This is a genomic window from Enterococcus sp. VV15 (assembly GCF_005236045.1).
Classification (GTDB): domain Bacteria; phylum Bacillota; class Bacilli; order Lactobacillales; family Enterococcaceae; genus Enterococcus_B; species Enterococcus_B durans.
In genome coordinates this window covers 1-23,732 of the sequence record NZ_QPTY01000020.1, presented here as the reverse complement: position 1 = coordinate 23,732, position 23,732 = coordinate 1, and the positions used below count along the sequence as shown (strand labels likewise).

The 23,732-nt window shown below is 38.2% G+C and carries 26 protein-coding genes, 1 pseudogene, 1 riboswitch and 1 other annotated feature; of the genes and pseudogenes, 18 read left to right on the top strand and 9 right to left on the bottom strand.

Annotated features, from left to right (window positions below):
- Positions 1–47 precede the first annotated feature (47 nt).
- The gene (locus DVW83_RS08485; RefSeq protein WP_104660420.1) at positions 48–623 is read right to left on the bottom strand and encodes a CYTH domain-containing protein; all 576 of its coding nucleotides are present in this window, start codon (positions 621–623) and stop codon (positions 48–50) included.
- A 130-nt stretch (positions 624–753) separates the two neighbouring features.
- Here DVW83_RS08485 and DVW83_RS08480 point away from each other — a divergent pair, with 130 nt between their 5' ends.
- From DVW83_RS08480 to mgtE, 4 genes are read left to right on the top strand one after another with little or no spacing between them, the layout of a single operon-like run.
- On the top strand, positions 754–1,458 hold the full coding sequence (locus DVW83_RS08480) for a GTP pyrophosphokinase (protein WP_005879011.1): 705 nt from the start codon (positions 754–756) through the stop codon (positions 1,456–1,458).
- The gene (locus tag DVW83_RS08475; protein ID WP_005879010.1) at positions 1,436–2,233 is read left to right on the top strand and encodes an NAD kinase; all 798 of its coding nucleotides are present in this window, start codon (positions 1,436–1,438) and stop codon (positions 2,231–2,233) included. The genes DVW83_RS08480 and DVW83_RS08475 overlap by 23 nt, the downstream gene beginning before the upstream one ends.
- A gap of 1 nt (position 2,234) precedes the next feature.
- Positions 2,235–3,134, top strand: a complete 900-nt coding sequence (locus DVW83_RS08470; RefSeq protein WP_104660422.1) for an RluA family pseudouridine synthase — start codon at positions 2,235–2,237, stop codon at positions 3,132–3,134.
- 17 nt (positions 3,135–3,151) lie between these two features.
- Positions 3,152–4,513, top strand: coding sequence for a magnesium transporter (mgtE, locus tag DVW83_RS08465; protein WP_104660423.1), 1,362 nt, complete (start codon positions 3,152–3,154; stop codon positions 4,511–4,513).
- Between the two features lie 128 nt (positions 4,514–4,641).
- Here mgtE and DVW83_RS08460 read toward each other — a convergent pair whose 3' ends face one another.
- Positions 4,642–5,280: a copper homeostasis protein CutC gene (locus tag DVW83_RS08460; RefSeq protein WP_104660424.1), complete on the bottom strand. Its 639-nt coding sequence runs from the start codon at positions 5,278–5,280 to the stop codon at positions 4,642–4,644.
- A gap of 135 nt (positions 5,281–5,415) precedes the next feature.
- Here DVW83_RS08460 and DVW83_RS08455 point away from each other — a divergent pair, with 135 nt between their 5' ends.
- The 4 genes from DVW83_RS08455 (at position 5,416) to recD2 (ending at position 10,397) form a co-directional block, all read left to right on the top strand.
- On the top strand, positions 5,416–6,273 hold the full coding sequence (locus tag DVW83_RS08455) for a methyltransferase domain-containing protein (protein ID WP_104660425.1): 858 nt from the start codon (positions 5,416–5,418) through the stop codon (positions 6,271–6,273).
- Positions 6,274–6,496: 223 nt separating this feature from the next.
- Complete coding sequence (gene trmL, locus DVW83_RS08450) at positions 6,497–7,000, top strand: tRNA (uridine(34)/cytosine(34)/5-carboxymethylaminomethyluridine(34)-2'-O)-methyltransferase TrmL (RefSeq protein ID WP_104660426.1); 504 nt, start codon at positions 6,497–6,499, stop codon at positions 6,998–7,000.
- A 149-nt stretch (positions 7,001–7,149) separates the two neighbouring features.
- The gene (locus DVW83_RS08445; RefSeq protein ID WP_104660427.1) at positions 7,150–7,806 is read left to right on the top strand and encodes a histidine phosphatase family protein; all 657 of its coding nucleotides are present in this window, start codon (positions 7,150–7,152) and stop codon (positions 7,804–7,806) included.
- 17 nt (positions 7,807–7,823) lie between these two features.
- Positions 7,824–10,397, top strand: a complete 2,574-nt coding sequence (gene recD2 / locus DVW83_RS08440) for an SF1B family DNA helicase RecD2 (RefSeq protein ID WP_104660428.1) — start codon at positions 7,824–7,826, stop codon at positions 10,395–10,397.
- Positions 10,398–10,465: 68 nt separating this feature from the next.
- Here recD2 and DVW83_RS08435 read toward each other — a convergent pair.
- Together DVW83_RS08435 and DVW83_RS08430 are read right to left on the bottom strand one after the other, a co-directional pair.
- Positions 10,466–10,662 (bottom strand): annotated as a pseudogene (locus tag DVW83_RS08435) (ISL3 family transposase); the annotation flags it as partial.
- A gap of 197 nt (positions 10,663–10,859) precedes the next feature.
- Complete coding sequence (locus tag DVW83_RS08430) at positions 10,860–11,837, bottom strand: diacylglycerol/lipid kinase family protein (RefSeq protein WP_104660429.1); 978 nt, start codon at positions 11,835–11,837, stop codon at positions 10,860–10,862.
- Between the two features lie 572 nt (positions 11,838–12,409).
- Positions 12,410–12,456, top strand: a riboswitch (PreQ1 riboswitch).
- 14 nt (positions 12,457–12,470) lie between these two features.
- Between DVW83_RS08430 and DVW83_RS08425 the strand changes: the two genes are divergently transcribed.
- Positions 12,471–12,974, top strand: a complete 504-nt coding sequence (locus tag DVW83_RS08425; protein ID WP_104660430.1) for a QueT transporter family protein — start codon at positions 12,471–12,473, stop codon at positions 12,972–12,974.
- Positions 12,975–13,078: 104 nt separating this feature from the next.
- On the opposite strand, the gene cbpA is transcribed toward DVW83_RS08425, so the two are convergent.
- On the bottom strand, positions 13,079–13,720 hold the full coding sequence (gene cbpA / locus DVW83_RS08420; protein ID WP_104660431.1) for a cyclic di-AMP binding protein CbpA: 642 nt from the start codon (positions 13,718–13,720) through the stop codon (positions 13,079–13,081).
- A 159-nt stretch (positions 13,721–13,879) separates the two neighbouring features.
- On the opposite strand from cbpA, the gene rpmG reads away from it, so the two are divergent.
- The 5 genes from rpmG (at position 13,880) to DVW83_RS08395 (ending at position 17,406) form a co-directional block, all read left to right on the top strand.
- Positions 13,880–14,032, top strand: a complete 153-nt coding sequence (rpmG, locus tag DVW83_RS08415; protein WP_005878997.1) for a 50S ribosomal protein L33 — start codon at positions 13,880–13,882, stop codon at positions 14,030–14,032.
- Between the two features lie 18 nt (positions 14,033–14,050).
- The gene (gene secE, locus DVW83_RS08410) at positions 14,051–14,221 is read left to right on the top strand and encodes a preprotein translocase subunit SecE (RefSeq protein ID WP_005878996.1); all 171 of its coding nucleotides are present in this window, start codon (positions 14,051–14,053) and stop codon (positions 14,219–14,221) included.
- A gap of 100 nt (positions 14,222–14,321) precedes the next feature.
- Complete coding sequence (gene nusG, locus DVW83_RS08405; protein WP_005878994.1) at positions 14,322–14,867, top strand: transcription termination/antitermination protein NusG; 546 nt, start codon at positions 14,322–14,324, stop codon at positions 14,865–14,867.
- A gap of 116 nt (positions 14,868–14,983) precedes the next feature.
- A complete protein-coding gene (locus DVW83_RS08400) occupies positions 14,984–15,865 on the top strand; it encodes an alpha/beta fold hydrolase (RefSeq protein WP_104660432.1) in 882 nt (293 codons plus the stop codon).
- Between the two features lie 440 nt (positions 15,866–16,305).
- Positions 16,306–17,406 carry a lactate oxidase gene (locus tag DVW83_RS08395; protein ID WP_104660032.1) on the top strand — a complete coding sequence of 367 codons (1,101 nt, stop codon included), beginning with the start codon at positions 16,306–16,308 and terminating at the stop codon, positions 17,404–17,406.
- A 244-nt stretch (positions 17,407–17,650) separates the two neighbouring features.
- Here the strand turns inward: DVW83_RS08395 and sdaAA are convergent, their stop codons facing one another.
- Together sdaAA and sdaAB are read right to left on the bottom strand one after the other, a co-directional pair.
- On the bottom strand, positions 17,651–18,514 hold the full coding sequence (gene sdaAA, locus DVW83_RS08390) for an L-serine ammonia-lyase, iron-sulfur-dependent, subunit alpha (RefSeq protein ID WP_104660031.1): 864 nt from the start codon (positions 18,512–18,514) through the stop codon (positions 17,651–17,653).
- A 13-nt stretch (positions 18,515–18,527) separates the two neighbouring features.
- A complete protein-coding gene (gene sdaAB, locus DVW83_RS08385) occupies positions 18,528–19,196 on the bottom strand; it encodes an L-serine ammonia-lyase, iron-sulfur-dependent subunit beta (RefSeq protein ID WP_104660030.1) in 669 nt (222 codons plus the stop codon).
- Positions 19,197–19,510: 314 nt separating this feature from the next.
- Between sdaAB and rplK the strand changes: the two genes are divergently transcribed.
- From rplK to rplL, 4 genes are all read left to right on the top strand, one after another.
- Positions 19,511–19,933 carry a 50S ribosomal protein L11 gene (rplK, locus tag DVW83_RS08380; protein ID WP_104660029.1) on the top strand — a complete coding sequence of 141 codons (423 nt, stop codon included), beginning with the start codon at positions 19,511–19,513 and terminating at the stop codon, positions 19,931–19,933.
- Between the two features lie 103 nt (positions 19,934–20,036).
- Positions 20,037–20,726, top strand: a complete 690-nt coding sequence (gene rplA / locus DVW83_RS08375; RefSeq protein ID WP_005878981.1) for a 50S ribosomal protein L1 — start codon at positions 20,037–20,039, stop codon at positions 20,724–20,726.
- A gap of 78 nt (positions 20,727–20,804) precedes the next feature.
- Positions 20,805–20,931: a sequence feature (ribosomal protein L10 leader region), on the top strand.
- A 95-nt stretch (positions 20,932–21,026) separates the two neighbouring features.
- Positions 21,027–21,530 carry a 50S ribosomal protein L10 gene (gene rplJ / locus DVW83_RS08370; protein WP_005878979.1) on the top strand — a complete coding sequence of 168 codons (504 nt, stop codon included), beginning with the start codon at positions 21,027–21,029 and terminating at the stop codon, positions 21,528–21,530.
- A gap of 52 nt (positions 21,531–21,582) precedes the next feature.
- Entirely contained in the window at positions 21,583–21,951 is a 369-nt protein-coding gene (rplL, locus tag DVW83_RS08365) for a 50S ribosomal protein L7/L12 (RefSeq protein ID WP_081134063.1), read from the top strand.
- Between the two features lie 89 nt (positions 21,952–22,040).
- On the opposite strand, the gene DVW83_RS08360 is transcribed toward rplL, so the two are convergent.
- The gene (locus tag DVW83_RS08360) at positions 22,041–23,186 is read right to left on the bottom strand and encodes a site-specific integrase (RefSeq protein ID WP_137239290.1); all 1,146 of its coding nucleotides are present in this window, start codon (positions 23,184–23,186) and stop codon (positions 22,041–22,043) included.
- 12 nt (positions 23,187–23,198) lie between these two features.
- Positions 23,199–23,513, bottom strand: a complete 315-nt coding sequence (locus DVW83_RS08355) for a hypothetical protein (protein ID WP_137239288.1) — start codon at positions 23,511–23,513, stop codon at positions 23,199–23,201.
- Positions 23,514–23,732: the final 219 nt, after the last annotated feature.

The following is a 23,732-nucleotide window of genomic DNA, read 5'->3' as shown; positions in this document are numbered from 1 at the left end:
AAAAGGATAAAAAATGAACTCAAGTGTCTTGTGAAAATGATAGAATTTTAATTTTTAGATTCAGTCATGCGTTGAATCTTAGTTTTTGCTGGACGGTAAGGTAAAAAATGGGCTTCTAAAAACTGTTCAAAAGCTATTTTTCCAATAGCAGCATCTCCCACTTCTAGTTCTAATTCAAAGTCATGTAGATTTTCTCCAAAGCTTTGGTCAATCGCTAAAAGACCTTCTGCTACTTTGAATTCTGCACGTTTAGTCGTTAATTTTCCAGTTTCGATCAATAGTTCTGGATCGATGTTTAATTCAGAAAGTTTCTGAAAGACAGCCCCTGATGTAGGTAGAACATGTTGATTCAAGTAGGAATCGACCTTTTCAATTGTCAATGTATCGGTTGTTTCAAGACGACCTGCTACTTCAGGAGTTTTTAACGTATATTCTGCATATGTATCTAAAAGGCGGATACGCAGCCCACAATTTTTTTTCGCCAATTGAAAATCAGGTGTATCAAAATAAATATTTGTTTGGACGGTAAAATCTTTTGGTTCTAATTGATAGTGTTGGATCAACTGTTCGTATTCTTTTTCAGTTAACATAGATTTATATTCGATTTCTAACATTTTAGACATATGTAACACTCCTTTTATCCATTTTGCCTAAAATTTCTTTTTTGGTCAATACAAAAAGGCGAGAGGTACAAAAAAACTACATTTATATGGTAAAATGAAAAAGAATGTTAATGAAGTAGAGGGATCAGCTATGGAACGAGACTGGGAAGAATTTTTAGCACCATATGAGCAAACAGTATCAGAATTAAAAGTAAAACTACGTGGAATTCGTAAACAATTCAGAGAACAGAATCGTCATGTTCCGATTGAATTTGTGACAGGAAGAGTGAAGCCGGTTGACAGCATCGTCACAAAATCACAGTTACGACATATCCCCATGGGACGTTTAGAAGAAGAAATGTCGGATATTGCTGGTTTGAGGATCATGTGTCAATTTGTTGAAGATATCCATCAAGTGGTAGAGATCATTCGTAATCGTAAAGACATGAAGGTTATCCAAGAAAGAGACTATATCACGAATAAAAAAGCAAGTGGCTATCGTTCTTATCATTTGGTCATCGAGTATCCAGTCCAATTGATCAGTGGCGAAAAGAAAATACTCGCTGAAATTCAAATTCGGACATTAGCAATGAATTTTTGGGCAACGATCGAACATTCATTAAACTATAAATACCAAGGCGTATTTCCAGAAGAAATGAGTGAACGACTTCAACGGGCGGCGGAAGCAGCCTACCAACTAGATGAAGAGATGTCGAATATACGAGAAGAAATCCAGGAGGCACAACGCCTATTTTCTCATGGCAGAGGAAAATCGGATGATATCTATTATCGGACATTACTCACCAGAGAAAAGCTGAAAGAGGAGGCAAAAGATGAAGGTAGCGATCGTTCATAATCAAGAAAGCAAAACCTTAGAAGTAACTGAGCGATTGAAGCATCTTTTGGAACAAGCGGGGATCCAAACAGATGAACAGCAGCCAGAGTTAGTGATCTCTGTTGGTGGAGATGGCACCTTACTATCGGCTTTTCATCGGTATACGCATCTGTTGAACGATGTTCGTTTTTTAGGTGTGCATACCGGTCACTTAGGTTTTTATACCGATTGGCGAGATTACGAATTAGAAGAACTTGTGGATAGCTTGCAGACCAATCGTGAGCAGAGTGTCAGTTATCCCTTGTTGGATGTCCGTATCAGCTACGTAGATGACAAGCCAGATCAACATTATTTTGCGTTGAATGAGTCGACAATCAAGCGCTCCAATCGAACGATGGTGGCGGATGTCTACATTAAAAACGAACTTTTTGAAAGTTTTCGAGGAGACGGTCTAGCTGTTTCAACGCCTACTGGTTCAACAGCATATAATAAAAGTATTGGTGGCGCTGTGATCCACCCAAGTATCAATGCCTTTCAATTAGCAGAAATTGCTTCATTGAACAACCGAGTGTTTCGAACATTAGGCTCACCGATGGTCATCGCACAGGATGAGTGGGTAGAAATAAAACTAGAAAATACAGAAGACTATCTTGTGACGGTCGATCAACTCGATATTGCAGAATCAAATATCCGTTCCATCTACTATCGAATCGCGAAAGAACGGATTCATTTTGCTTCGTATCGTCATATGCATTTTTGGCATCGTGTAAAAGATGCCTTTATTGGTGAGGGGTAGTATGGAATTTGAATGGAGATATGAAAAAGAGCAGTCGCAACAATTAAAATACTTTTTAAAAGAAAAAGGTATTTCTAAAGGTTTGCTAGCTAAAATAAAATTTCAAGGTGGAACGATCAAAGTAAATGACAAAAGAGAAAATGTCTTGTTTTCTCTTTCAGACAATGATAAGGTAACCATTGTGATTCCTGCTGAAGGTGAGCATGAAACGGTACTCTTAGACGAGACACCGATTGACATTATATATGAAGATGAGCATCTTTTGGTGGTCAATAAACCAGCTGGTATTTCTTCGATTCCAGCACAATACCACCCGAATGGAACTATGGCGAATCGTGTAAAAGCATACTATAAGCGACAAGGTTATGAGGATCAGGTCGTTCATATTGTCACGAGGCTTGACCGCGATACCTCTGGTTTGATGCTGTTTGCAAGACATGGTTTTGCACATGCGAAATTAGATGTTCAGCTTAGGGAAAAAAAGTTTATCAAAAAATATCAAGCACTTATTAGTGGAAGTTTAGATGTTTTAAAGGAACATGGTTGGATCGATTTACCCATTGCACGGGACTATTCATCATTGTTGAAGCGTCAGGTCCATGTCGATGGTCGAAGTGCGCAAACCGAATACTGGTTAGAAAAAAGAGACTCTGAAATTGCATTGGTGGATATTCAGTTGCATACTGGAAGAACCCATCAGATCAGAGTTCATTTTTCTGAGATTGGTTGTGCCCTTTTAGGTGACGAAATGTATGGTGGACGAATGGATCTAGGTATTGAACGGCAAGCATTGCATTGCTATGATCTACGTTTTTATCATCCTTTCACACAAAAATTATTAGAATTTAAGCAGCCTTTGGCACAGGACATGGCAGCTATCGTTCAACGGTTTGAAGATTAAGGTGAGGTGAGATTGGTTTGGATGAAAATCAAGAATTAGAGGAAAGATTTGCCCAGTTATCTCAGGATTTGAGAGAGAATAATATTCAGGAATTTAGAAACAGCTTCTTGGAGATGCATATTTATGAGCAGGGGCAATTTTATCAATCCCTTAACGAAGAAGATCGCCAACTGATCTACGCGTATTTGTCTCCTAAAGAATTAGCGGATATGTTCGATGTGATCGAAGAAGACAATGAGCACATGAAAGAGTATTTAGACGAAATGCGTCCGAGTTATGCAGCAGAAATGTTGTCAGAAATGTATACGGATAATGCCGTCGACTTATTGAATACACTAGATAAAAAACAAATCGCGAAATATTTAAGCTTGATGTCGACAGATGATGCCAGCGAGATCAAAGAATTGCTGCATTACGAAGATGAAACAGCCGGTGCGATCATGACCACTGAGTTTGTTTCGATCGTTGCTAATCAAACCGTACGTTCTGCAATGTACGTGTTGAAAAATGAAGCAGATGTTGCAGAAACGATATACTATATCTATGTAGTCAATCAAGAAGGACAGTTAGTTGGTGTTATTTCTTTGCGTGATTTGATTGTGAATGATGATGACACGATGATTTCTGACCTCATGAGTGAACGGGTATTGTCTGTTCATGTAGGCGATGACCAAGAAGATGTTGCTCAAACTTTCCGTGACTATGACTTTCTGGCATTACCAGTCACAGATTATGATGATCATCTATTAGGGATCGTTACAGTCGATGATATCATTGATGTTATTGATGATGAAGCAGCGAGTGACTATTCTGGTTTAGCAGGGGTCAACGTAGAGGAAATCAATGAGAACCCTGTTAAGGCAGCTTCCAGGCGTTTGCCATGGTTAGTTACGCTTCTTTTTCTAGGAATGTCAACAGCTTCACTTATCAGTCATTATGAAGATTTAGTCAGTGAAGCAAGTATTCTAGCTGTCTTTATTTCACTGATCACTGGTACAGCTGGAAATGCTGGTACACAGTCCTTGGCGGTTGCTGTAAGGCGATTAGCTATCTCAGATGAAAAAGATCATGGGTTTGTTCGTTTGATCTTGGCAGAGGTATTAACTGGACTAGTGACTGGTGCGGTTACCGGATTAACTATTTTCTTGATTGTTGGTTTCTGGAAGCACAATTTCATTCTGGGCTTTGTTATAGGGATTGCGATGCTGTTTGCGATTACGGTTGCCAACTTAGCAGGAAGTCTGATTCCTATGTTGATGGACCGACTTGGCTTTGATCCGGCAGTTGCAAGTGGACCATTCATCACAACATTGAGTGATTTGACAAGTGTATTGATTTATTTCAATATTGCTTCATTATTTATGGGATATTTTATGTAGAAATGATTCTGTTCAAAGTATTTTGATGAATGCCCGAAGTGAAATGACTAGAATGCTATTTATATAAACAGACAATCATGGAATAAATCAAAAAACGTAAAGGACTATACTTAGTCCTTTACGTTTTTTTAGTCTAATGGTACGATTTTTGTGCCGTGGACTTCAGTAACACCTAGCGCCGTTGCTACAGAATCGGCGTTTTTATAATTGACTTTTCCGCCAGGAAGAATGATCAAGCGCCCATTAGCGTGAGCAATCAATTGTTTGAGATGATCAAAATGAGCTTCAATTGGGTCACTTGCATCGCCACCATGAGTCAGAATACGATCAACGCCATGTTCTGCTAACCAGTCGATTGCTGCAAACTGGCGGTCTTTAGGGATACTATCAAATGCCATATGGAAAGTGGTTTGTAATCCTTCCGCTGTTTCAAGCAATAATTCCATTGCTTCTTCGTCGATCCAGCCAGAAGGAGTTAAACAGCCCAAAACGACACCATCAGTTCCTAATTTTTTTGCTTCAATCAAATCTGTATGCATGATTTTTAATTCGATATCGTTATAGACGAAGTCGCCTCCACGCGGACGGATGATCGTCATAACCGGTATTTCCTTTTCACCTGCGTAACTTAACGCTTCCTCAATGACACCTGTGCTGGGAGTTGTTCCTCCAACAGCTAAGTTGTCACATAGTTCAATACGGTTTGCTCCTCTTGAGATTGCTAAAGGGATCGCTGTATAGTTCTCTGCGCAAAATTCTCTGATCATTTTCTTGCTCCTTTATATTCGCCTTAGTCATGGAGATTGTAACATATTTTTTGTAGTTGCTAAAGTTTTGTTCTAACGGTAAGATGAAAGTGTAAAATCAACGTTTACTATTTGAAACGAGAAATGAGCGGGAAAATGTTAAAAAAAATCGACAAAGGACGCCAGTTTTTGCTGGAGAATAAAGGACTATTTCGTTGTCCACTGTGTCACACAAAGATTGAAACAACGAATAATGGTTTGGTGTGTCAGCAGAACCATCATTTCGATCTCTCCAAAAAAGGCACGCTATATTTCTTATCCCATGCTGTGAAGACAGAATATGATCAAGAAATGTTCGAACCTAGGCGCAGAATGATCCAATCTGGAATGTATCAGCCGGTTCTCGAATTATTAGCACAAGAATTGCCTCAAGAGGCAGATGTGTTAGATGTTGGATGTGGAGAGGGAAGTTTCTTATTCGCTCTCGACCAGCTGCATCCGTTAAACCGCGCTGTGGGTTTTGATATTTCAAAAGAAGGGGTGTACGCAGCGACAGAGCATCCTATCTCTGCATTTTGGTGTGTGGCGGATTTGACGAATCTTCCTTTTGAAGATCAGCAATTCAATACGGTCTTGAATATCTTTTCACCTTCTCATTACCAAGAATTCCAACGGGTACTGGCCGATGATGGAGAAATCTTAAAAATCGTCCCTCAAGAAAATTATCTAAAAGAACTACGACAAGCTTTTTATCCGGATCAACCAGAAAAACAACAGTATTCAAATGAGCGAGTAGTAGCCAAATTCGCTGATTCTCTGGAGTTAGTTGGACGTCAACGTGTGACATATGAATTTGAGATACCTGAAAAAAATCAGCAAGATCTCTTAGCGATGTCACCTTTAGAATGGCAGGTCAGCCCAGCGATAAAAGAGCAATTAGCCCAGGATCCTTTGAAAAAAATTACAATTGATGTAGAATTATTAAAAGGAAATAAGAGAAAACGATTCCAATAGAAATATTGTTTTTGAAAGGTTGCAAAAAGAGTTTATAGGTGGTATAGTAGCCACAAGTTGTTTTTTCATTGGTTTTTATCAGGTTCCTGTTCTGATAAAAGTTAGTGAGAAGAGCTTCACTAACGTAACGACTCGCAGTGACTGACACCGAGTTGATACGTTTTTTTTTATGCCAAAATAAAGAGAGTAATGAACTAACATATAGATGAGAGGATTGATCCTTATGAACCATATTGTTTTATTTGAACCATTGATCCCTGCCAATACTGGAAATATTGCAAGGACTTGTGCTGCAACGAATACACCACTCCATTTGATTGAACCTCTAGGATTTTCAACAGATGATAAACATTTGAAACGTGCTGGATTAGATTACTGGAATGACGTGAACATCACACACCATCCTAATTTGGACGCTTTTTTGTCTTATCTAGGTGATCGAAAACTTCATTTGATTTCAAAATTTGCTCATAAGGTATACAGTGATGAAAATTTTGCAGATGGAGAAGAACACTTCTTCTTATTTGGGAAAGAAACAACGGGCTTGCCAGAAGAATTCATGCGTGAAAATGAAGAAAAATGTTTAAGAATCCCGATGAATGATGAACATGTCCGTTCATTGAATCTGTCAAATACTGCGGCAATGATCGTCTACGAAGCATTGCGACAACAAGGATTTCCAAATTTAGAGTTAACACATCACTATGAAAATGATAAGCTAGACTAGAGGCCATTTAGCAAATATTCTGGCTCAAGCATTAAGCAAGGGAAAAGGGGAATGCCCTTTACTAGCAATTTTATTTATTCAGCAGAGCCATTATTCTATTAATTAGCAGACACTACTTTTAAAAAGTGACAGCAAGGAGTCCGATGCAAATGGAACTATATTTTACAAGACATGGAAAAACAGAATGGAATCTTGAACGCCGTTTTCAAGGCAGCAACGGAGACTCCCCCCTTTTAGCAGAAAGCTATGAAGAAATCAAAGCTTTTGGTAAAAAAGTGAGATATGTGCCGTTCAAGGCAATTTATTCCAGTACAGCGAAACGCGCACGTGATACAGCAGAAGGGATAAATAAAGAGCTAGTCCATCCAGTTGAAATCATTTATACAGATAAGTTGAGAGAACTAGGATTAGGAGATTTAGAAGGCCAGCCAATTGATGAAATGTATCAAAAATATCCTGAAACACTGCCTAATCTACGGCAACATCTCGATAAATATGATCCTACCCTTTTTAGAGGAGAAGCGATCGAGTCTGCGATTACGCGGATCGAAACAGTAGTAGCGGATGCTGTCGCACAACATGAGGGACCGATTCTTTTTGTCGGCCATGGTGCATCATTGACTGCCGCTATTCAATGGATGGTGGGAAAAGAATTGAGCCAATTGCGAGAAATGGGCGGACTCTTCAATAGTAGTCTTACGATTTTAGAGACGGGAGAACCGTATAATTTACTCCCTTATGAATTAAAAGTATGGAACGAAATTGATTTCTTAGGGAAAGATACGAAACCAGAACCACTATTATAATTGAAGGAGGCGGCAAAATGCAGCCAGAAGAAATGCCTTACTTTGTTGGCACAGTTGCCGCAATTTTTTTCCAAAATCCTAGTAATTTTTATAAAGTCTTACTGGTTCGGGTCACTGAAACAACTGCTGATTATCGTGAAAAAGAAATCGTTGTGACAGGAAGCTTTGGAGATGTCCAAGAAAATGAGTTATATCGGTTCTACGGCGAATTAGTAGACCATCCTAAATATGGCAGACAGCTAAAAGTTGAGCGGTATGAGCAAGAAAAGCCTACTACAGCCAACGGTATTGTTGGTTATTTGTCTAGTGAGAAATTTCCGGGTATCGGAAAGAAAACAGCAGAAAAAATCGTTGAGTTATTGGGTGAAGACGCGATTGAAAAAATCATTGCTGATCCTTCAGTGCTAAAACAGATTTCTGGTTTGACTAAGCCAAAAAGAGAAATGATCGCGGAAACGATTCGCTTGAATCATGGAATGGATCAAGTGATCATGGGGCTGAACAGCTATGGTTTTGGTAGTCAGCTTGCGTTTAGTATTTACCAAACTTATAAAAATGAAGCACTAGATATCATTCAAGAAAATCCGTATCAACTGGTTGAAGATATTGAAGGAATCGGCTTTAAACGTGCAGATAACTTGGCAGAGCAACTAGGGATCGCCGCCGATTCTCCAAGACGTGTCCGGGCAGCAATCTTACACCAAATTTTTCAGCATGCGGTACAAACTGGCGATACATATGTTCCTGCTGAGATGCTTCTTAGCCAAACCATCAGGATTTTGGAAACAAGCCGACCGATTGAAATTCAACCAGATCAAGTGGCAACGGTGATCATCCAACTTGTCGAAGAGGGAAAGATCCAACAAGAAGGGACCAATCTCTATGATAACAGTTTGTTTTTCTCTGAATGGGGGATCGGTAATTCGATTCAACGGTTGCTTAGTCGAAAAAAGGAAATCAAGTATCCAGAAAAAGAAGTGAAAAAAAATATTCGTCGTATCGAAAAAGTTTTTGGTATCCAATATGGAGAGTCCCAAGAGAAGGCCATTTCAGAAGCAGTCCGTTCGCCATTATTCATTTTAACTGGAGGACCTGGCACAGGGAAAACGACAGTTATCAATGGAATCGTCAATTTGTTTGCGGAATTGAATGGGTTGGAATTAGATCCTAAGAAATATACACAGGAAATTTTTCCGATATTGTTGGCAGCGCCAACTGGTCGGGCAGCAAAGCGAATGAATGAAACGACAGGACTTCCGGCAAGCACGATCCACCGATTGCTTGGATTGAATGGACGTGAAAAATCACCAACAGTCAGCACGAAAGAGCTGGAAGGTGGTTTATTGATCATCGATGAAATGTCGATGGTCGATACATGGTTAGCGAACACTTTATTTAAATCTATTCCTACAAATATGCAAGTTATTTTAGTTGGGGATAAAGATCAATTACCCTCTGTAGGTCCTGGTCAGGTTCTGCATGATTTGTTGGAAATCGATCAGATTCCTAAAATGGAACTGAATCAGATCTATCGTCAAGGAGATGGTTCAAGTATTATTCCACTTGCTCATGAAATCAAAGAAGGACAATTGCCAGCTGATTTTACAAAGAATCAGAGGGATCGATCCTTTTTCAGAAGTGATGCATATACGATTGAACCGTTGATTGCGAAGATCGTGGAAAAAGCGAAGAACAAAGGATTTACTGCACAAGATATCCAAGTATTAGCTCCAATGTATCGTGGTCCAGCAGGAATCGATGCGCTGAATAAGATGATGCAAAATATCTTTAATCCGGGAAGGGATGGACGCAAAGAAGTTCATTGGAACGATACAGTCTATCGGATCGGAGATAAAGTACTCCAGTTAGTAAATACGCCAGAATTAAATGTGTTTAATGGCGATATGGGAGAAATCACGGGAATTGTGTTGGCAAAAGATTCTGAAGATAAGATTGATGAATTGGTGATTCAATTTGATGCCAATGAAGTCACGTATAAACGGAATGAGTGGAATAAGATCACGCTCTCTTATTGTTGCTCGATCCATAAATCACAAGGTAGTGAATTCAAAATGGTCATTTTGCCAATGGTTCACCAATATCAGCGTATGCTCCAACGAAACCTACTTTATACTGCAGTCACTCGAAGTAAAGAATTGCTGATACTTTTAGGGGAAGAAAACGCTTATGCTACATGTGTGAAGAATGAATCAGCGAGCCGAAAGACAACCTTGAAAAAAAGAATCGAAGAAAACGAGCAGATGACAATCGCTACACGAACGAAGCTAGTAGCTTATGAGGACTCATTGAGTGGAAGTGATCCGTTTGAGGATGGTTCATACACTAGCGTGGGTGAAACACCAGAGACACCAACTGAAAAAAATGAGCACAACGAACAAAAAGAGTCTGTTCAGGAAAAGGAACGTAATGTTAATCTATTCTCATTGGTTGAAGAAACAAAAGAGCAGATGAAAGATGAAGAAAAGGAAACAGAAGCGACTCAATTACCTCAGACGTATATTCTGACAACAGAAGCAATTGAAAAACAACTGATTGATCCAATGATTGGTATGAAAAACGTAAAACCTTAAAAATAGAGGCTCTTTGTCAAATGATGTTGGTGGAGACAAGGATAAAACTTAGTCCGATATACGGCGTGTTCTGTGCGTGTCGTATACGAATCGTTACGGATAATGAAAGCCAATCCGCAGTGTTTGCAATGGAAGGTGAGTCATCCAATCTTCCACTAATAAAATGTGCTTGAACGCCTTTATATTGTTTTTTAGTCAGCCATTCTTCATCAAAAAATAAATGTTTATCTGTTGATCCGAGTAATTTTCTAGTATGATTATCCATAGAGCGACTCCTTTGGTAGGGTAATGTTTTTGTCGACTAAATTTTACCAAATGTGAGTCTCTTTTTGGATTGAAACAAAGAAAAAAGTGTTGGTAGAAAATCGATTTTGATTTCCATCAACACAAAATATTATAGAACCTTTTCTTTTTAAGAAGGACTATTATCCCACGCTCTTTGCCATTATAATTATATACTTATCAAAGCGCTAAATTACACCAAAATAGTTGTTTTTTTGTGGACAACTGTAGATCGAATGGTTGCTTTTCAGTATCTTCACCATCTTCTTGACCATATTGTGATGTAGTCGAAACAATACGCAATTTACTAGTGGTAAAGTGGTGGAAATTTTTAGAATTGAGTTGCTTTTTTTGTGTCAGTAGAAGAGTAATCCACAGGATCTTGAATAGATTGATCCGCTCCACGACAACAAAATCAATTGTTGGTTTGGCAATATCAGCGGTGGGAGCGATGGCTACACCGCCTCCAAAGTATGGGTGATTCGTTGCTGTACATAAAAAAGCTTTTTCAAAACTGACCTGTTTTCCACTAGTTTCTACTAAAATAGGGAATCCTCTTTGAACAAAGAAAACACGCAAAATCGAAAAAATATAAGAAAGCGATCCTAATTTATACTTATTCAATTGTGTTTTCGCATTCGAATGATTTGTCGCATGTACAATTGCCGCATCCAAACCAATCCCAAAATTATTTACGACAACTCCTTGTCTATCGCTGATTTTTTCTTCATAGCTTAATAGATTGATTTCCTGAGGTTCAGTTGTAGCAAGCACATTTTCTAATGCTTTTACAGCATTCCTTGATAATCCGATACCTCTAGCAAAATCATTACCAGAACCGGCAGGGATATATGCAACAGGAAAATTAACTTTCAGTTGATGAAAAGTATTCAATACTTGGTGCAGTGTTCCATCACCGCCGACAATTACAAGTAGAGGAAAAGGAGCTGCTTGCTCACGGGTTTCTTCAGTCCATTCTTTCAGCGTATCTTCTGCTAACTCCTCAGCGATTTGAGCATCATGGCCTTTCCACTTACTATAATAAACAGAATAGGTCAAATTCTTTTCAGCAAATAGCGGGATGATCTTGTCCGCTACCTTTTTACCAGAGCCGCTTCCAGCGGCTTGGTTGATTAATAAATAATAATGAAACTTCATTTTTGCCTCCTGCGAAACATTTCAGAAGTTGAGCTGGCTATTGACTCAATCATAAAATCAGAGAACTTCTCAATTTTTCGCTTAACGCTCCAATGGTTAGCGACTGAAATATTCATTGTTGAATATCAAAATTTATTTTAAAAAGAGAAAAAACAAATCATATGTTTTTATTCTTGGTTATTATAGCAGAGGAGTGCAGAAATGAAAAAGAACAGATTTCAAAAAAATAAAAAAATCTAGCAAGCGCTCGATCCGTTCGTTTGAAACGAAGAAGAAATCTAAGGTTCGATATGTCCACTTAGTTCTTCAGCTGCTTGCTAGATCTTGTTCAGGTAAGAGGTTATTCAAACTCCCACTTCCTTTTTTCTTTTTTAGATACACAACAATTCTTTTCTTGCAGAACCTGCTTCGTCTGCGCTACTGGGAATCCTTATGCCTCTTACACCTATTTTGTAGCATAATTTCTTTGTTTTGGCAAACGTTTACATTTGCTCTTTAGATACTGTTTCAATTCAAAGAATTCTATGGTTTTAAATCTATAGATTGTCTGTTATAATGATTCTTTGTTTAAGATAACCGCGGTTCATCAACCATCCCGCGTTAAAAAAACTAGGAGAAATGAGGACTTATATTATGCAAAAGACACAAGAACAAAAACGACTAATGGTCGTCGTAGTGAATGGGATCATCATGGCTTTATATTTAGCGTTAACGATTTTAGTTGCACCAGTATCATCTGGACCGATCCAATTTCGAATTTCTGAAAGTTTGAATCATTTAGTGGTTTTTAATCGTAAATTACTCTGGGGTGTACTAGGAGGAGTCATCATTTATAACGCATTCTTTGGCTTTGGAATATTAGATGTTATTTTTGGTGGCGGACAAACATTGATTTCTTTAGGCTTAACAGCTATCTTACAAAATAAAATCAAAAATGTAAAAGTACGGTTAGCGCTAAATACGCTCTTCTTTACGATCAGCATGGGATTGATTGCGTACATGTTAGTACCAACAGGCGGAAAGGCCTTTTGGACGACTTATGGCACATTAGCAGCAAGCGAGTGTATCATCATGGCTGTGTCAGCACCATTGATGTATTATTTAGACCGAGCATTAGATTTTAAAAATCGCGTATAGGAAGTGCGAGTTGAAAATAATTTATATAAAGATAGAGGCTAGAATCAATTTTTGATTGATTCTAGCCTCTAGTTTTGTTGGGCTAATTATTTGTTTATGAAAGCTTATTCTGCGTGTTGTAGATTTTCGATCTCAATTACTTTATAGTTTTTCTTTTCAAGCTGGTTAACAATCGTTTCACATACTTTTTCGTCTGTGTCAGCGGGCAAGGTGATCAGTGTACGACGGATGAATTCATCCTTTTCGATATCGAGTGTAATACAGCTGGCAATACTGCTGTATTTAGAGATGATTTTTGAAATCGTTGCTAAATCGCCTTGTTTACCAGTAGACGCAATCGTTAACACGTAGCTACCTTGTTCGACACTCCATGATTGTGAGAGCATAGTCAACAAAGTACTATGTGTCAAAATTCCATAGAAGTGATTTTCATTGTCAAGTACGGCGATGTAAGGTAGCTCTTTGATCGTGAAAAATACTTTAAAGAAAGATGTGTCTAAATAGATGAATTTTGTGGCATTCTTCAATAGATGTGTAACTGGTAGTGTCATATCCCCGCCGTTAGCTTTATGACGATAGATGTGCATCTTATAAATATTTCCACGGAAAATATTTCCAGAAGCATCTAAGATCGGCACACAACGATAGCCAGAACTTTCTAAAATCTCTAATGCTTCTTCTAAAGTGTTGGTCTCAGTAACAGTTGTTAAATCTTTTTTCTTATATACAAGTGTTTTTAATAGCATAATTTTACCTCCATATATCTCATTTTTACTTCATTTCAAATTAATCATATCATAATTAATTACAAAACAATAGACCGTTTAAATACGAATTGACAGAAAAACTTTTCCGTGATACTGTAAAAGTGTATAATTTTGATTTTCAGTAAGGGGGGACAACGAATGGCAAAGAAAAAAGCAGCATTAGCTTGTTCCGTTTGCGGTTCTAGAAACTACACAAAATCAATCAGTGAAGGAAAAAGCGGCGAACGTTTGGAAATCAATAAATTTTGTAAATATTGTAATCAATACACATTACATAAAGAAACAAAATAGAACACAGGAGGATAAAGGATGAAGTTTCTAAAAAGTGTCAAAGCAGAAATGAAACAAGTAACATGGCCATCTCGTAAGCAATTACGTAAAGATACATTGGTAGTTATCGAAACGTCGATTATTTTTGGTGTGATGTTTTTCGTTATGGATACAGCAATCCAAAGTTTATTTGCTTTCTTATTGAAATAAGGCGCTAGTAAAAATCGTAAAATAGTGCTATAATCAGGTTGAAGGAAAAACTTCGGGCAACTGGGGTTTTTTTATTTTACAATGAAATGAGGAGCCCTTAATGGAATCTTTTGAAAAAAATTGGTATGTATTGCATACATACTCAGGATATGAAAACAAAGTAAAAGCAAACATCGAATCTCGTGCGCAAAGTATGAAAATGGCTGACTTTATTTTCCGTGTAGTTGTTCCAGAAGAAACTGAAACAGAAGTAAAGAACGGTAAAGAAAAAGAAATCGTTCATAAAACATTCCCAGGTTATGTATTAGTAGAAATGATCATGTCGGATGCTTCTTGGTATGTCGTTCGTAATACACCGGGTGTAACTGGATTTGTTGGTTCTCATGGTGCAGGAAGCAAACCAGCGCCACTATTGCCAGAAGAAGTGAACCATATCTTGCGTTCAATCGGTATGAGCTTACGCCAAAATGATTTAGAAATCGAAGTAGGCGAAGTAGTCAAAATCATCGAAGGTGCTTTTGCTGGACTAGAAGGTCAAGTAACAGAAGTAGATGAAGAAAAAGAAAAATTAAAAGTGAATATCGATATGTTTGGTCGTGAAACAAGTACAGAACTTGATTTTGATCAAGTAGACAAAATCGATTAATACGTTGCTATAAGTGGTTTAAAAAAAGCATATCGCTGGAGCAGCAAGAAAGACGGAAAGATTGTTACTCAACTCTTTTCGTCTTTTTTTGTTATTCATTAGTAGGAGGACAGATCATGACAAAATGGCGTAAATTTATAATGACCAGTTTTTTGATTGGATTAGGGATAGTTTTGCTGGCTGGCTGTCAATCTAAAGCAACCAATGAGCCAACCACTGGAACAAAGAAGGCAGAAACGATGCAAACAACAGAAGAAAAAATTGAAAAAACGACTACACCTACGCTGTTTCTCCATGGCTATGGTGGAACCGTCAACTCCTTTAAAGGAATGATCCAGCGATTAGAAGATAGCGCACAAAAAGAGTTGACATTGACGGTTGATGTCAATGGTCAAGTACAGGCTGATGGAGAATTAACAAAGAAAGCGGACAATCCAATCGTCCAAGTATTATTTGCAGATAATAAAAACAATGAATGGAATCAAACTGAATGGATCAAAGCGTGTCTAACATATCTACAATCTACCTATGGCATCGATAAAGTGAATATCGTTGGCCACTCGATGGGAGGAGTCAGCGGGCTGCGTTATCTTGCTACTTATGGTCAAGACCAATCGTTACCACAAGTCCAAAAGTTTGTTGCATTAGGGGCGCCATTTAATGAATTTGAAGAAAACAGTACCCAAAGCTTAAATGATATGCTGAAAAATGGCCCAGCTGTGACAACTAGTCGGTACCAAGATTACCAACAACTGATAGGCAACGTTCCTACAACTATCCAATTCTTGCTAGTTGGTGGACAATTGAGTGAAACGGATGCTAGTGATGGCACTGTTCCATTGAGTAGTGCCTTGGCAGTGTATGCTTTACTCAAGCAAAATGAAAATCCAGTTGAGGAAAAGGTCGTCGAAGGAGAAAATGCTGCACACAGCATGCTTCATGAAAACCAGGAAGTGGATCGACTGGTCCAACAATTTGTTTGGAACCCGAATGAATAGAATCGACTAGCATTCGAAAAAGTACTGCTACTTGCTATTTAACTGGATTCTTTTGTTTAAAAGAGTGTAACTCAAGTGAAACGAGCACAACATTTATTTTTGCTTATTTCTTGCATGTGGGACAAAAGTAAGAAACACTTTTGTCTCATTCTTTAAAAACGGATAAACAGTGGGAACAGAAGCAACTCCTTCTTAAATAAGCTGAAATTCCAAAAAAATTTAAAAGCAATTTTCGTTAACTTCTTCTTATTTCTCGGAGTTGAACACTTCTGTCCTAGCTTCTTTTTTTCTCCAATTTCTCAAACCTAAACGACTTTTGTCTCGACCTCCTTGTGAGTGACACTTTTTTATTTTAAACTCAGATCGAGTATAAATGTTTGCTTACTTTTAGTAAGAGATGTATGATGAGTTTGTACTAAAAAAGAAAGAGGGATTTAGTTATGGCTTATCAGGCAAGTACAGAAGAACATTCAATTGATATCGTAAATATTGCTTCACTTGAAGGAAAAGTAAAAGAGCGCATGGAAGCTGGCGCATTTGGGTATATCCGTGGCGGTTCAGAAGATGAATGGACGATGAAAGAAAATACGACAGCGTTCAATACGAAAAAAATCATGCCTCGAGTGTTGAGAGGAATCGATTCGGCTGATTTAAGTACATCGATTTTTGGTATTGATTTGAAGACGCCGATCATTCAAGCGCCATCTGCTGCGCAAGGCTTAGCACACGAAAAAGGAGAGGCGAATACAGCGAAAGGTGTTGCTGCGGCTGGTTCGATCTTTTCTATCAGTACGTACGCCAATACAACTATTCAAGATGCAGCAGCGGCAGCGCCTGGTGCGCCACAATTTTTCCAATTATATATGAGTAAAGATGACGGCTTTAATGAATTCATCTTGAACAAAGCAGTTGAAGCTGGTGCAAAGGCAATTATCTTAACCGCTGATTCGACATTAGGTGGGTATCGAGAAGAAGATATCATCAATCATTTCCAATTCCCATTACCAATGCCTAACCTTGCAGCATATAGTGAACAGAGTGCAAGTGGAAACGGTGAAGGAAAAGGAATCTCTGAAATCTATGCAGCGGCTAAGCAAGGATTGACACCAGAAGATATCAAAAAAATCAAAGATTTAACGAATCTACCTGTGATCGTAAAGGGTATCCAATCACCAGAAGATGCTGAAGTAGCAATTTCTGCCGGCGCAGATGGCATTTGGGTTTCGAATCATGGAGGACGTCAACTTGATGGTGGACCCGCTTCTTTTGAAGTTCTGCCTAAAGTAGCAGAAGTTGTCAATAAACGTGTACCTGTTATCTTTGATTCAGGCGTACGCCGTGGAGAACATGTCTTCAAAGCTCTAGCGAGTGGGGCGGATTTAGTTGCCATCGGTCGTCCAGTCATCTATGGTTTGAACCTAGGTGGCGCACAAGGTGTTACTTCTGTATTTGATCATTTGAATAAAGAGTTATCGATCACTATGCAATTGGCTGGTACTAGAACAGTGAACGAAATTAAAAACACTAAGTTGCTAGATTAAAAGAAGTCAAGAAAAATAGCGCGTATCGACAAAACCGTCGATACGCGCTATTTTTTTTTTGAGGGAACATCTCTCCTCGATAGAGTACACCACTAACGACAAAACAGGTAAAACTAGTCGTTTTTTTGAAGTTTCCGAAAACCTGACTTTTGGGCGACGGTTATTCGAGAGTCTGTAGCAAACCTGATTTTTAGATTTGTCCCACATTCGTTTTTCGCCTCTAATAAAAGAACATTTCCACGTTTTATTTTAAAATCTCTTTTGTTAGTCGTTTAGCAGTTGGAGTTGCTGCTAGACCACCTTCTGCTGTTTCTTTGAAGATAGAGGGCATTTGTCTTCCTACTTGATACATCGCAGCAACAACTTCGTCAGGCGGAATGACACTTTCGATACCGGCTAACGCCATGTCGGCAGAAATGAAAGCTTGAGAAGAACCAAGCGCATTTCTTTTGACACATGGAACTTCAACGAGCCCTGCGACAGGGTCACAGATCAGCCCCATCATATTTTTTAAAGTAATTGCAACGGCTTGAGCGGCTTGATGCGGCGTACCATTTTTTGCACATACTAATGCAGCAGCTGCCATGGCACTGGCTGAACCAACTTCTGCTTGGCAACCACCTTCTGCACCACTGATCGAAGCATTATTTGCCATGACTAGGCCGAATGCCCCAGCAGTAAAGAGAAATTCTAACTGTTGTTCATGACTTAATTCCAAGCGCTTACGGACGGACATCAATACACCAGGTACGACTCCAGCACTGCCGGCAGTAGGAGTTGCGCAGATCAAGCCCATTTTGGCATTGACCTCGTTCACAGCAATCGCGTTACGGACGGCAGTCAGGATCGTTTCACCACTAAGAAAATCAGCTTCCTTTAAATAATCGTCTAGTTTTTTTGCATCGCCACCTGTAATGCCAGTTACAGATGTTACACCTGCTTTTCCTTCAGCAATGGATTGTTCCATCACACTTAGATTTTTTTCCATGATCGCGATAATCTGTTCGCGTGAACGTCCGCTCAGTTCCATTTCGACAGCAATCATTAATTCAGCGACACTGGAATAGTCGTTTGCTTGCTGTACGAGTTCTTCAATAGAGAAAAACATTTTTCTTCCTCCTTTAATCGAAATAATTGACACTATCGATGTTTGGCAATTGATTTAATTTTTTAACAGTATCATCTACTTGTGGGTCATCGACTTCGATGATCATGATCGCATTTTCGCCTTTAGATTCACGAGTAACCGTCATAGTCCCGATATTTGTATTCATTTCAGAAAGGATGTTTGTGACTTTGGCGATCATTCCCGGCACATCTCGATGGACGATGATCAGGGTAGGGGTGCCCATGCTTAATGAGATCTTGAACCCATTCAATTCAGATATCTGAATATTTCCGCCACCGATCGAGATCCCAGTTACGGAAAGTTTGCGAGTCCCTTTTCTTAACAACATTTTTACAGAGTTGGGATGTTCCGCTTTTTCCGCTTTTGGAACGAATAATACTTCCATGCCTGCTTCATAAGCCAATTTCAGTGAATCTGCTAAATGTTCATCATCTGGTTCCATGCCTAATAAGCCACCGACTAAAGCAATATCGGTACCATGTCCTCGATAAGTCTTAGCAAAAGATTCATAAAGATAAATATCGACAGAATCTGGTTGTTCGCCAAAAATACTACGGACGATTTTACCGATTCGAGCAGCACCAGCGGTATGAGAACTACTAGGACCAATCATGACAGGACCGATAATATCGAAAACACTGCGGTATTTTAATTCTTTCATTTCTTCACCTCGTTAAAATTTACAGATATATAGCTGGCACATGTCAGCATTTCTTCTTGGCGCTAGTTTAGCACAAATGGTAAACAAATAGGGAAGGTTCTTCACGTTTTAAGGAGAAAATTATCGATTTCTTCCATAGAATGTAAATTTATAGGAAAAAAATCTTGAAAAAAAGAATATATTTGCTATACTGTATCAGTGTGCATTGTCGTGCGCACTATTTGTCTGATAATCAGATGATTATGAGAGAAAACGTGGGAGGAGAAATATGCATCTCCAATTAACCACATCACGGACTTAAGGAGGTATGTCTCGTGGCAAAGAAAGTAGAAAAAATCGTTAAATTGCAAATTCCTGCAGGTAAAGCAACTCCAGCTCCACCAGTAGGTCCTGCACTAGGTCAAGCGGGTATCAATATCATGGGATTCACAAAAGAATTCAATGCTCGTACAGCTGATCAAGCAGGTTTGATTATTCCGGTTGTTATTTCTGTATACGAAGACCGTTCATTTACATTCGTTACAAAAACACCACCAGCTGCAGTATTGTTGAAAAAAGCAGCGAATATTGAAAAAGGTTCAGGCGAACCAAACAAAAACAAAGTTGCTAAAGTTTCTAGCGATCAAATCAAAGAAATCGCTGAATTAAAAATGGAAGACCTAAACGCAGCGAATGTTGAAGCAGCAATGCGCATGGTTGAAGGAACTGCACGAAGCATGGGGATCACTGTAGAATAATCTCTACACCCTAAGAAAGTAGCTTCTCAGTTGGCTCTGTATTGAAAGATATAGAACACGTGGGAGGTACAACCGTTATAACCACAATCAAGGAGGAACCAAAATGGCTAAAAAGAGCAAAAAAATGCAAGATGCATTAAAAAAAGTTGATTCAAGTAAAGTTTATCCTGTTGCTGAAGCAGTAGCATTAGCAAAAGAAACAAACATTGCAAAATTCGACGCTACAGTTGAAGTTGCATACCGTTTGAACGTAGACCCTAAAAAAGCAGACCAACAAATTCGTGGTGCAGTAGTATTACCTAACGGAACTGGTAAAACACAAACTGTTTTAGTATTTGCTAAAGGCGACAAAGCAAAAGAAGCTGAAGCAGCTGGTGCAGACTTCGTAGGTGACGACGACATGGTCCAAAAAATCCAAAATGGATGGTTTGACTTTGACGTAGTTGTTGCTACACCTGACATGATGGCTACTGTTGGTCGTTTAGGACGTGTTTTAGGACCTAAAGGCTTAATGCCAAACCCTAAAACTGGTACTGTAACTATGGATGTTACAAAAGCAGTGAACGAAGTAAAAGCAGGTAAAGTAACTTACCGTGTGGACAAAGCTGGAAATGTGCATGTTCCAATCGGTAAAGTATCATTTGATAACGAAAAACTTGTTGAAAACTTTACAACAATCCATGATGTATTAGTGAAAGCTAAACCATCAGCAGCTAAAGGTCAATACATGAAAAATATCACTGTTACAACAACATTTGGACCTGGTATCCATGTAGACCAAGCTTCTTTCTAATTTAAATTAGAACGTTGATTGATCCAACTGAAAAAATAATTCTTGACTCAACTAGTTTAGCATGCTAAGCTAGTTGAGGTTAATAATTAACTTGTACCGAAGACAGTAGGTGGCATTCGCCTTAATCTCCTACCGAGGACGTTTATTGAATACTTTCAATAGTCCCTCTATGTCTGCGGTGGCATAGAGTTTTTTATTGTGAATCACTAAGAACGAAGTGAATAGATGATGAACAATACTTGGTGAATAACTAAGTGTAAAGAACTCTTCCATCAAAAATTCAGGAGGTGAAACTCAAAAATGAGTGAAGCAATTATCGCAAAAAAAGCAGCAATCGTTGATGAAGTAAGTGAAAAATTTACAGCAGCAGCATCTGTAGTCGTTGTTGACTACCGTGGTCTAACTGTTGATGAAGTAACTCGTTTACGTAAACAACTTCGTGATGCAAACGTAGAAATGAAAGTTATCAAAAACTCAATTCTTTCTCGTGCTGCAAAAAAAGCTGGATTAGAAGGCTTGGACGAAGTATTCACTGGCCCTACAGCCGTTGCATTTAGTAACGAAGATGTAGTTGCACCAGCGAAAATCATGGACGAATTTGCTAAAGAAGCAAAAGCATTAGAAATCAAAGGCGGTATCATCGAAGGTAAAGTATCTTCATTGGAAGAAATCACAGCATTGGCAAAATTGCCAAATCGCGAAGGACTTCTATCTATGTTGCTATCTGTACTACAAGCGCCAGTCCGCAACGTGGCTTACGCTGTCAAAGCAGTGGCAGAAAAAGAAGATGGAGATGCAGCTTAATTGCCGCATAGCATAAATAAAAATATAAACATCTAAAACGGAGGAAATTATAATGGCATTGAATATTGAAAACATCGTTGCTGAGTTAAAAGAAGCAACTATCCTAGAACTTAACGACCTAGTTAAAGCTATTGAAGAAGAATTTGGCGTATCTGCTGCTGCTCCTGTAGCTGCAGTTGCTGCTGGTGGCGCTGCTGCTGCTGAAGAACAAACAGAATTCACTGTTGAATTAACAGCAACTGGCGACCAAAAAGTTAAAGTTATCAAAGCAGTTCGTGAAGCAACTGGCTTAGGCTTGAAAGAAGCTAAAGCTGTAGTTGACGGAGCACCTGCACCAGTTAAAGAAGGCGTGTCAAAAGACGAAGCTGAAGAATTAAAAGCTAAACTTGAAGAAGTTGGCGCAACTGTAACAGTAAAATAATTTTTTGAAATTAATAGGCATTGGAATCCTTGATATCATAGGATTTCAGTGCTTTTTTATTTTTTTGACCATACTTTTGACCATACTTTTCAAGAGTTAATATACGATGCAAATTTGTTAGCAGATTGATCTTTTTGTTTTTTGGTTACATGAGCATAAACATTCATCGTGGTATGGATGTCCGAATGACCTAATCGTTCCTGAACTTCTTTTATAGATAATCCCGCCTCGAATAATAAGCTGCAATGAGTATGGCGAAATCCATGGACGCTGATATCATTGAAGTTATTCTTTTTACATATTCTTGAAAGCACGTTATTAGGGCGACTCGAATCCAGATAGTTATTATTTTTGGAAGCGAAGACTATTTGATTCTTTTTTTTCACTACTTGACCATGTGCGAGAAGATATTCTTTTTGTTTCTTTTGCCAATTGATTAGAACATTTAAAGTTTCATCATCGAGTGAAATAGTTCGGTTAGAAGCGGCTGTTTTTGGTTCATTAGTAACGATCTGATTGCTGCCGTTTTTAACTGTTGTTTTAGTGATACTTACAGTTTTACTAAAGAAGTCTATATCATCCCAAGTTAGGGCTAGAGCTTCACCTTTTCGCATCCCAGTAAATGCAAGCAACCTAAAAAGTGGATAGGTGATGGGGAAACTATCTTTCTCGCAGAAATTTAAGAAGGTTTTTAGTTCGTCCTTTTCATAGAATTTGATTTTTTCTACTTTCTTTTTTTGTTCTCCTTTTGAAAAGCTAACTTCTTTCATAGGATTGTCAGTGATTAAATTCATCTTTTTTGCATAATCGAATACAGCTGTTGTATAAGATTTTAAAGCTTTATAAGTAGAATATTCTTTCTTCCATTTGTTGACTACTTCTTGGCAATACGCAACTTTATAACTTTGTATTTTCTTGTTGCCGAAGTCCGCAGAAATATTTTTATCGAATAAGAATTTTACTCTTGTATAAGTGCTTTCCCTCACTGTGGGCTTGTATTGTTCTAGCCACATATCTTTTATTTTTGAAAAAGTGTAAGTCTTCTCAGTAACTAGTTTTTTATCTGTAGCTAAAACTTCTAGTCTAGCTAGTGCGATTTTCGCTTCTTTTTGTGTTTTGAATCCTCTTTTAGTTGTATATCTCTTTTTTCCAGTTAATGGATCGATACCAAGATATGTTTTGAAGTACCAGGCTTTTTCACCATTTTTCTTTTGGTATTGTTTAATCATTGCCATAAAATTCAACTCCTATTCTAATTCTATTTCTAAAATACTATTATCAAATGATTCTAGAATTTCATTTATTTCGATGAAATCAGTCCATTCTTGATATCCATTGTATTTTGGAATTCCTAAATGAGATTTAAGCTTTTGATAGGTATTCATTACGATTTTTTTCCATTCTTCTTCACCAGTGCGAATGATTTTATCATTGTCCCATTTTTTTGTTTTTCCAGTTCGTTTACTATTTTTTGATATTTGATAGTCTTTCCATTTTGTTAAAAAGATATGTTTTGAATTAGAATTGTTTTCTAACCATTCTTTGAATTCTTGATATTGCATATTTTTCTCCTTTCGAATGTATGTTCTTATCTGTTGTAAAATAAAAGCCCGAAGGCTTTTATTAGTTTAATAAAATATCTACAGTTTCATCGTTCCAAAATGATGTTTCATATTGAAGTTTCAATTTTGCATTAGAAAGCATGGCTTTTTTTATTTACAAAAAACCACCTAATCAAATGACTAGGTGGTTCGTTTTTTATAAAACCACTTTGCCAATAA

Coding starts and splice junctions, on each gene's coding strand:
- DVW83_RS08485 (WP_104660420.1), bottom strand. CDS start 623: ATGTCTAAAATGTTAGAAATCGAATATAAATCTATGTTAACTGAAAAA.
- DVW83_RS08480 (WP_005879011.1), top strand. CDS start 754: ATGGAACGAGACTGGGAAGAATTTTTAGCACCATATGAGCAAACAGTA.
- DVW83_RS08475 (WP_005879010.1), top strand. CDS start 1,436: ATGAAGGTAGCGATCGTTCATAATCAAGAAAGCAAAACCTTAGAAGTA.
- DVW83_RS08470 (WP_104660422.1), top strand. CDS start 2,235: ATGGAATTTGAATGGAGATATGAAAAAGAGCAGTCGCAACAATTAAAA.
- DVW83_RS08460 (WP_104660424.1), bottom strand. CDS start 5,280: ATGATCAGAGAATTTTGCGCAGAGAACTATACAGCGATCCCTTTAGCA.
- DVW83_RS08455 (WP_104660425.1), top strand. CDS start 5,416: ATGTTAAAAAAAATCGACAAAGGACGCCAGTTTTTGCTGGAGAATAAA.
- trmL (WP_104660426.1), top strand. CDS start 6,497: ATGAACCATATTGTTTTATTTGAACCATTGATCCCTGCCAATACTGGA.
- DVW83_RS08445 (WP_104660427.1), top strand. CDS start 7,150: ATGGAACTATATTTTACAAGACATGGAAAAACAGAATGGAATCTTGAA.
- recD2 (WP_104660428.1), top strand. CDS start 7,824: ATGCAGCCAGAAGAAATGCCTTACTTTGTTGGCACAGTTGCCGCAATT.
- DVW83_RS08430 (WP_104660429.1), bottom strand. CDS start 11,837: ATGAAGTTTCATTATTATTTATTAATCAACCAAGCCGCTGGAAGCGGC.
- DVW83_RS08425 (WP_104660430.1), top strand. CDS start 12,471: ATGCAAAAGACACAAGAACAAAAACGACTAATGGTCGTCGTAGTGAAT.
- cbpA (WP_104660431.1), bottom strand. CDS start 13,720: ATGCTATTAAAAACACTTGTATATAAGAAAAAAGATTTAACAACTGTT.
- rpmG (WP_005878997.1), top strand. CDS start 13,880: ATGGCAAAGAAAAAAGCAGCATTAGCTTGTTCCGTTTGCGGTTCTAGA.
- secE (WP_005878996.1), top strand. CDS start 14,051: ATGAAGTTTCTAAAAAGTGTCAAAGCAGAAATGAAACAAGTAACATGG.
- nusG (WP_005878994.1), top strand. CDS start 14,322: ATGGAATCTTTTGAAAAAAATTGGTATGTATTGCATACATACTCAGGA.
- DVW83_RS08400 (WP_104660432.1), top strand. CDS start 14,984: ATGACAAAATGGCGTAAATTTATAATGACCAGTTTTTTGATTGGATTA.
- DVW83_RS08395 (WP_104660032.1), top strand. CDS start 16,306: ATGGCTTATCAGGCAAGTACAGAAGAACATTCAATTGATATCGTAAAT.
- sdaAA (WP_104660031.1), bottom strand. CDS start 18,514: ATGTTTTTCTCTATTGAAGAACTCGTACAGCAAGCAAACGACTATTCC.
- sdaAB (WP_104660030.1), bottom strand. CDS start 19,196: ATGAAAGAATTAAAATACCGCAGTGTTTTCGATATTATCGGTCCTGTC.
- rplA (WP_005878981.1), top strand. CDS start 20,037: ATGGCTAAAAAGAGCAAAAAAATGCAAGATGCATTAAAAAAAGTTGAT.
- rplJ (WP_005878979.1), top strand. CDS start 21,027: ATGAGTGAAGCAATTATCGCAAAAAAAGCAGCAATCGTTGATGAAGTA.
- rplL (WP_081134063.1), top strand. CDS start 21,583: ATGGCATTGAATATTGAAAACATCGTTGCTGAGTTAAAAGAAGCAACT.
- DVW83_RS08360 (WP_137239290.1), bottom strand. CDS start 23,186: ATGGCAATGATTAAACAATACCAAAAGAAAAATGGTGAAAAAGCCTGG.
- DVW83_RS08355 (WP_137239288.1), bottom strand. CDS start 23,513: ATGCAATATCAAGAATTCAAAGAATGGTTAGAAAACAATTCTAATTCA.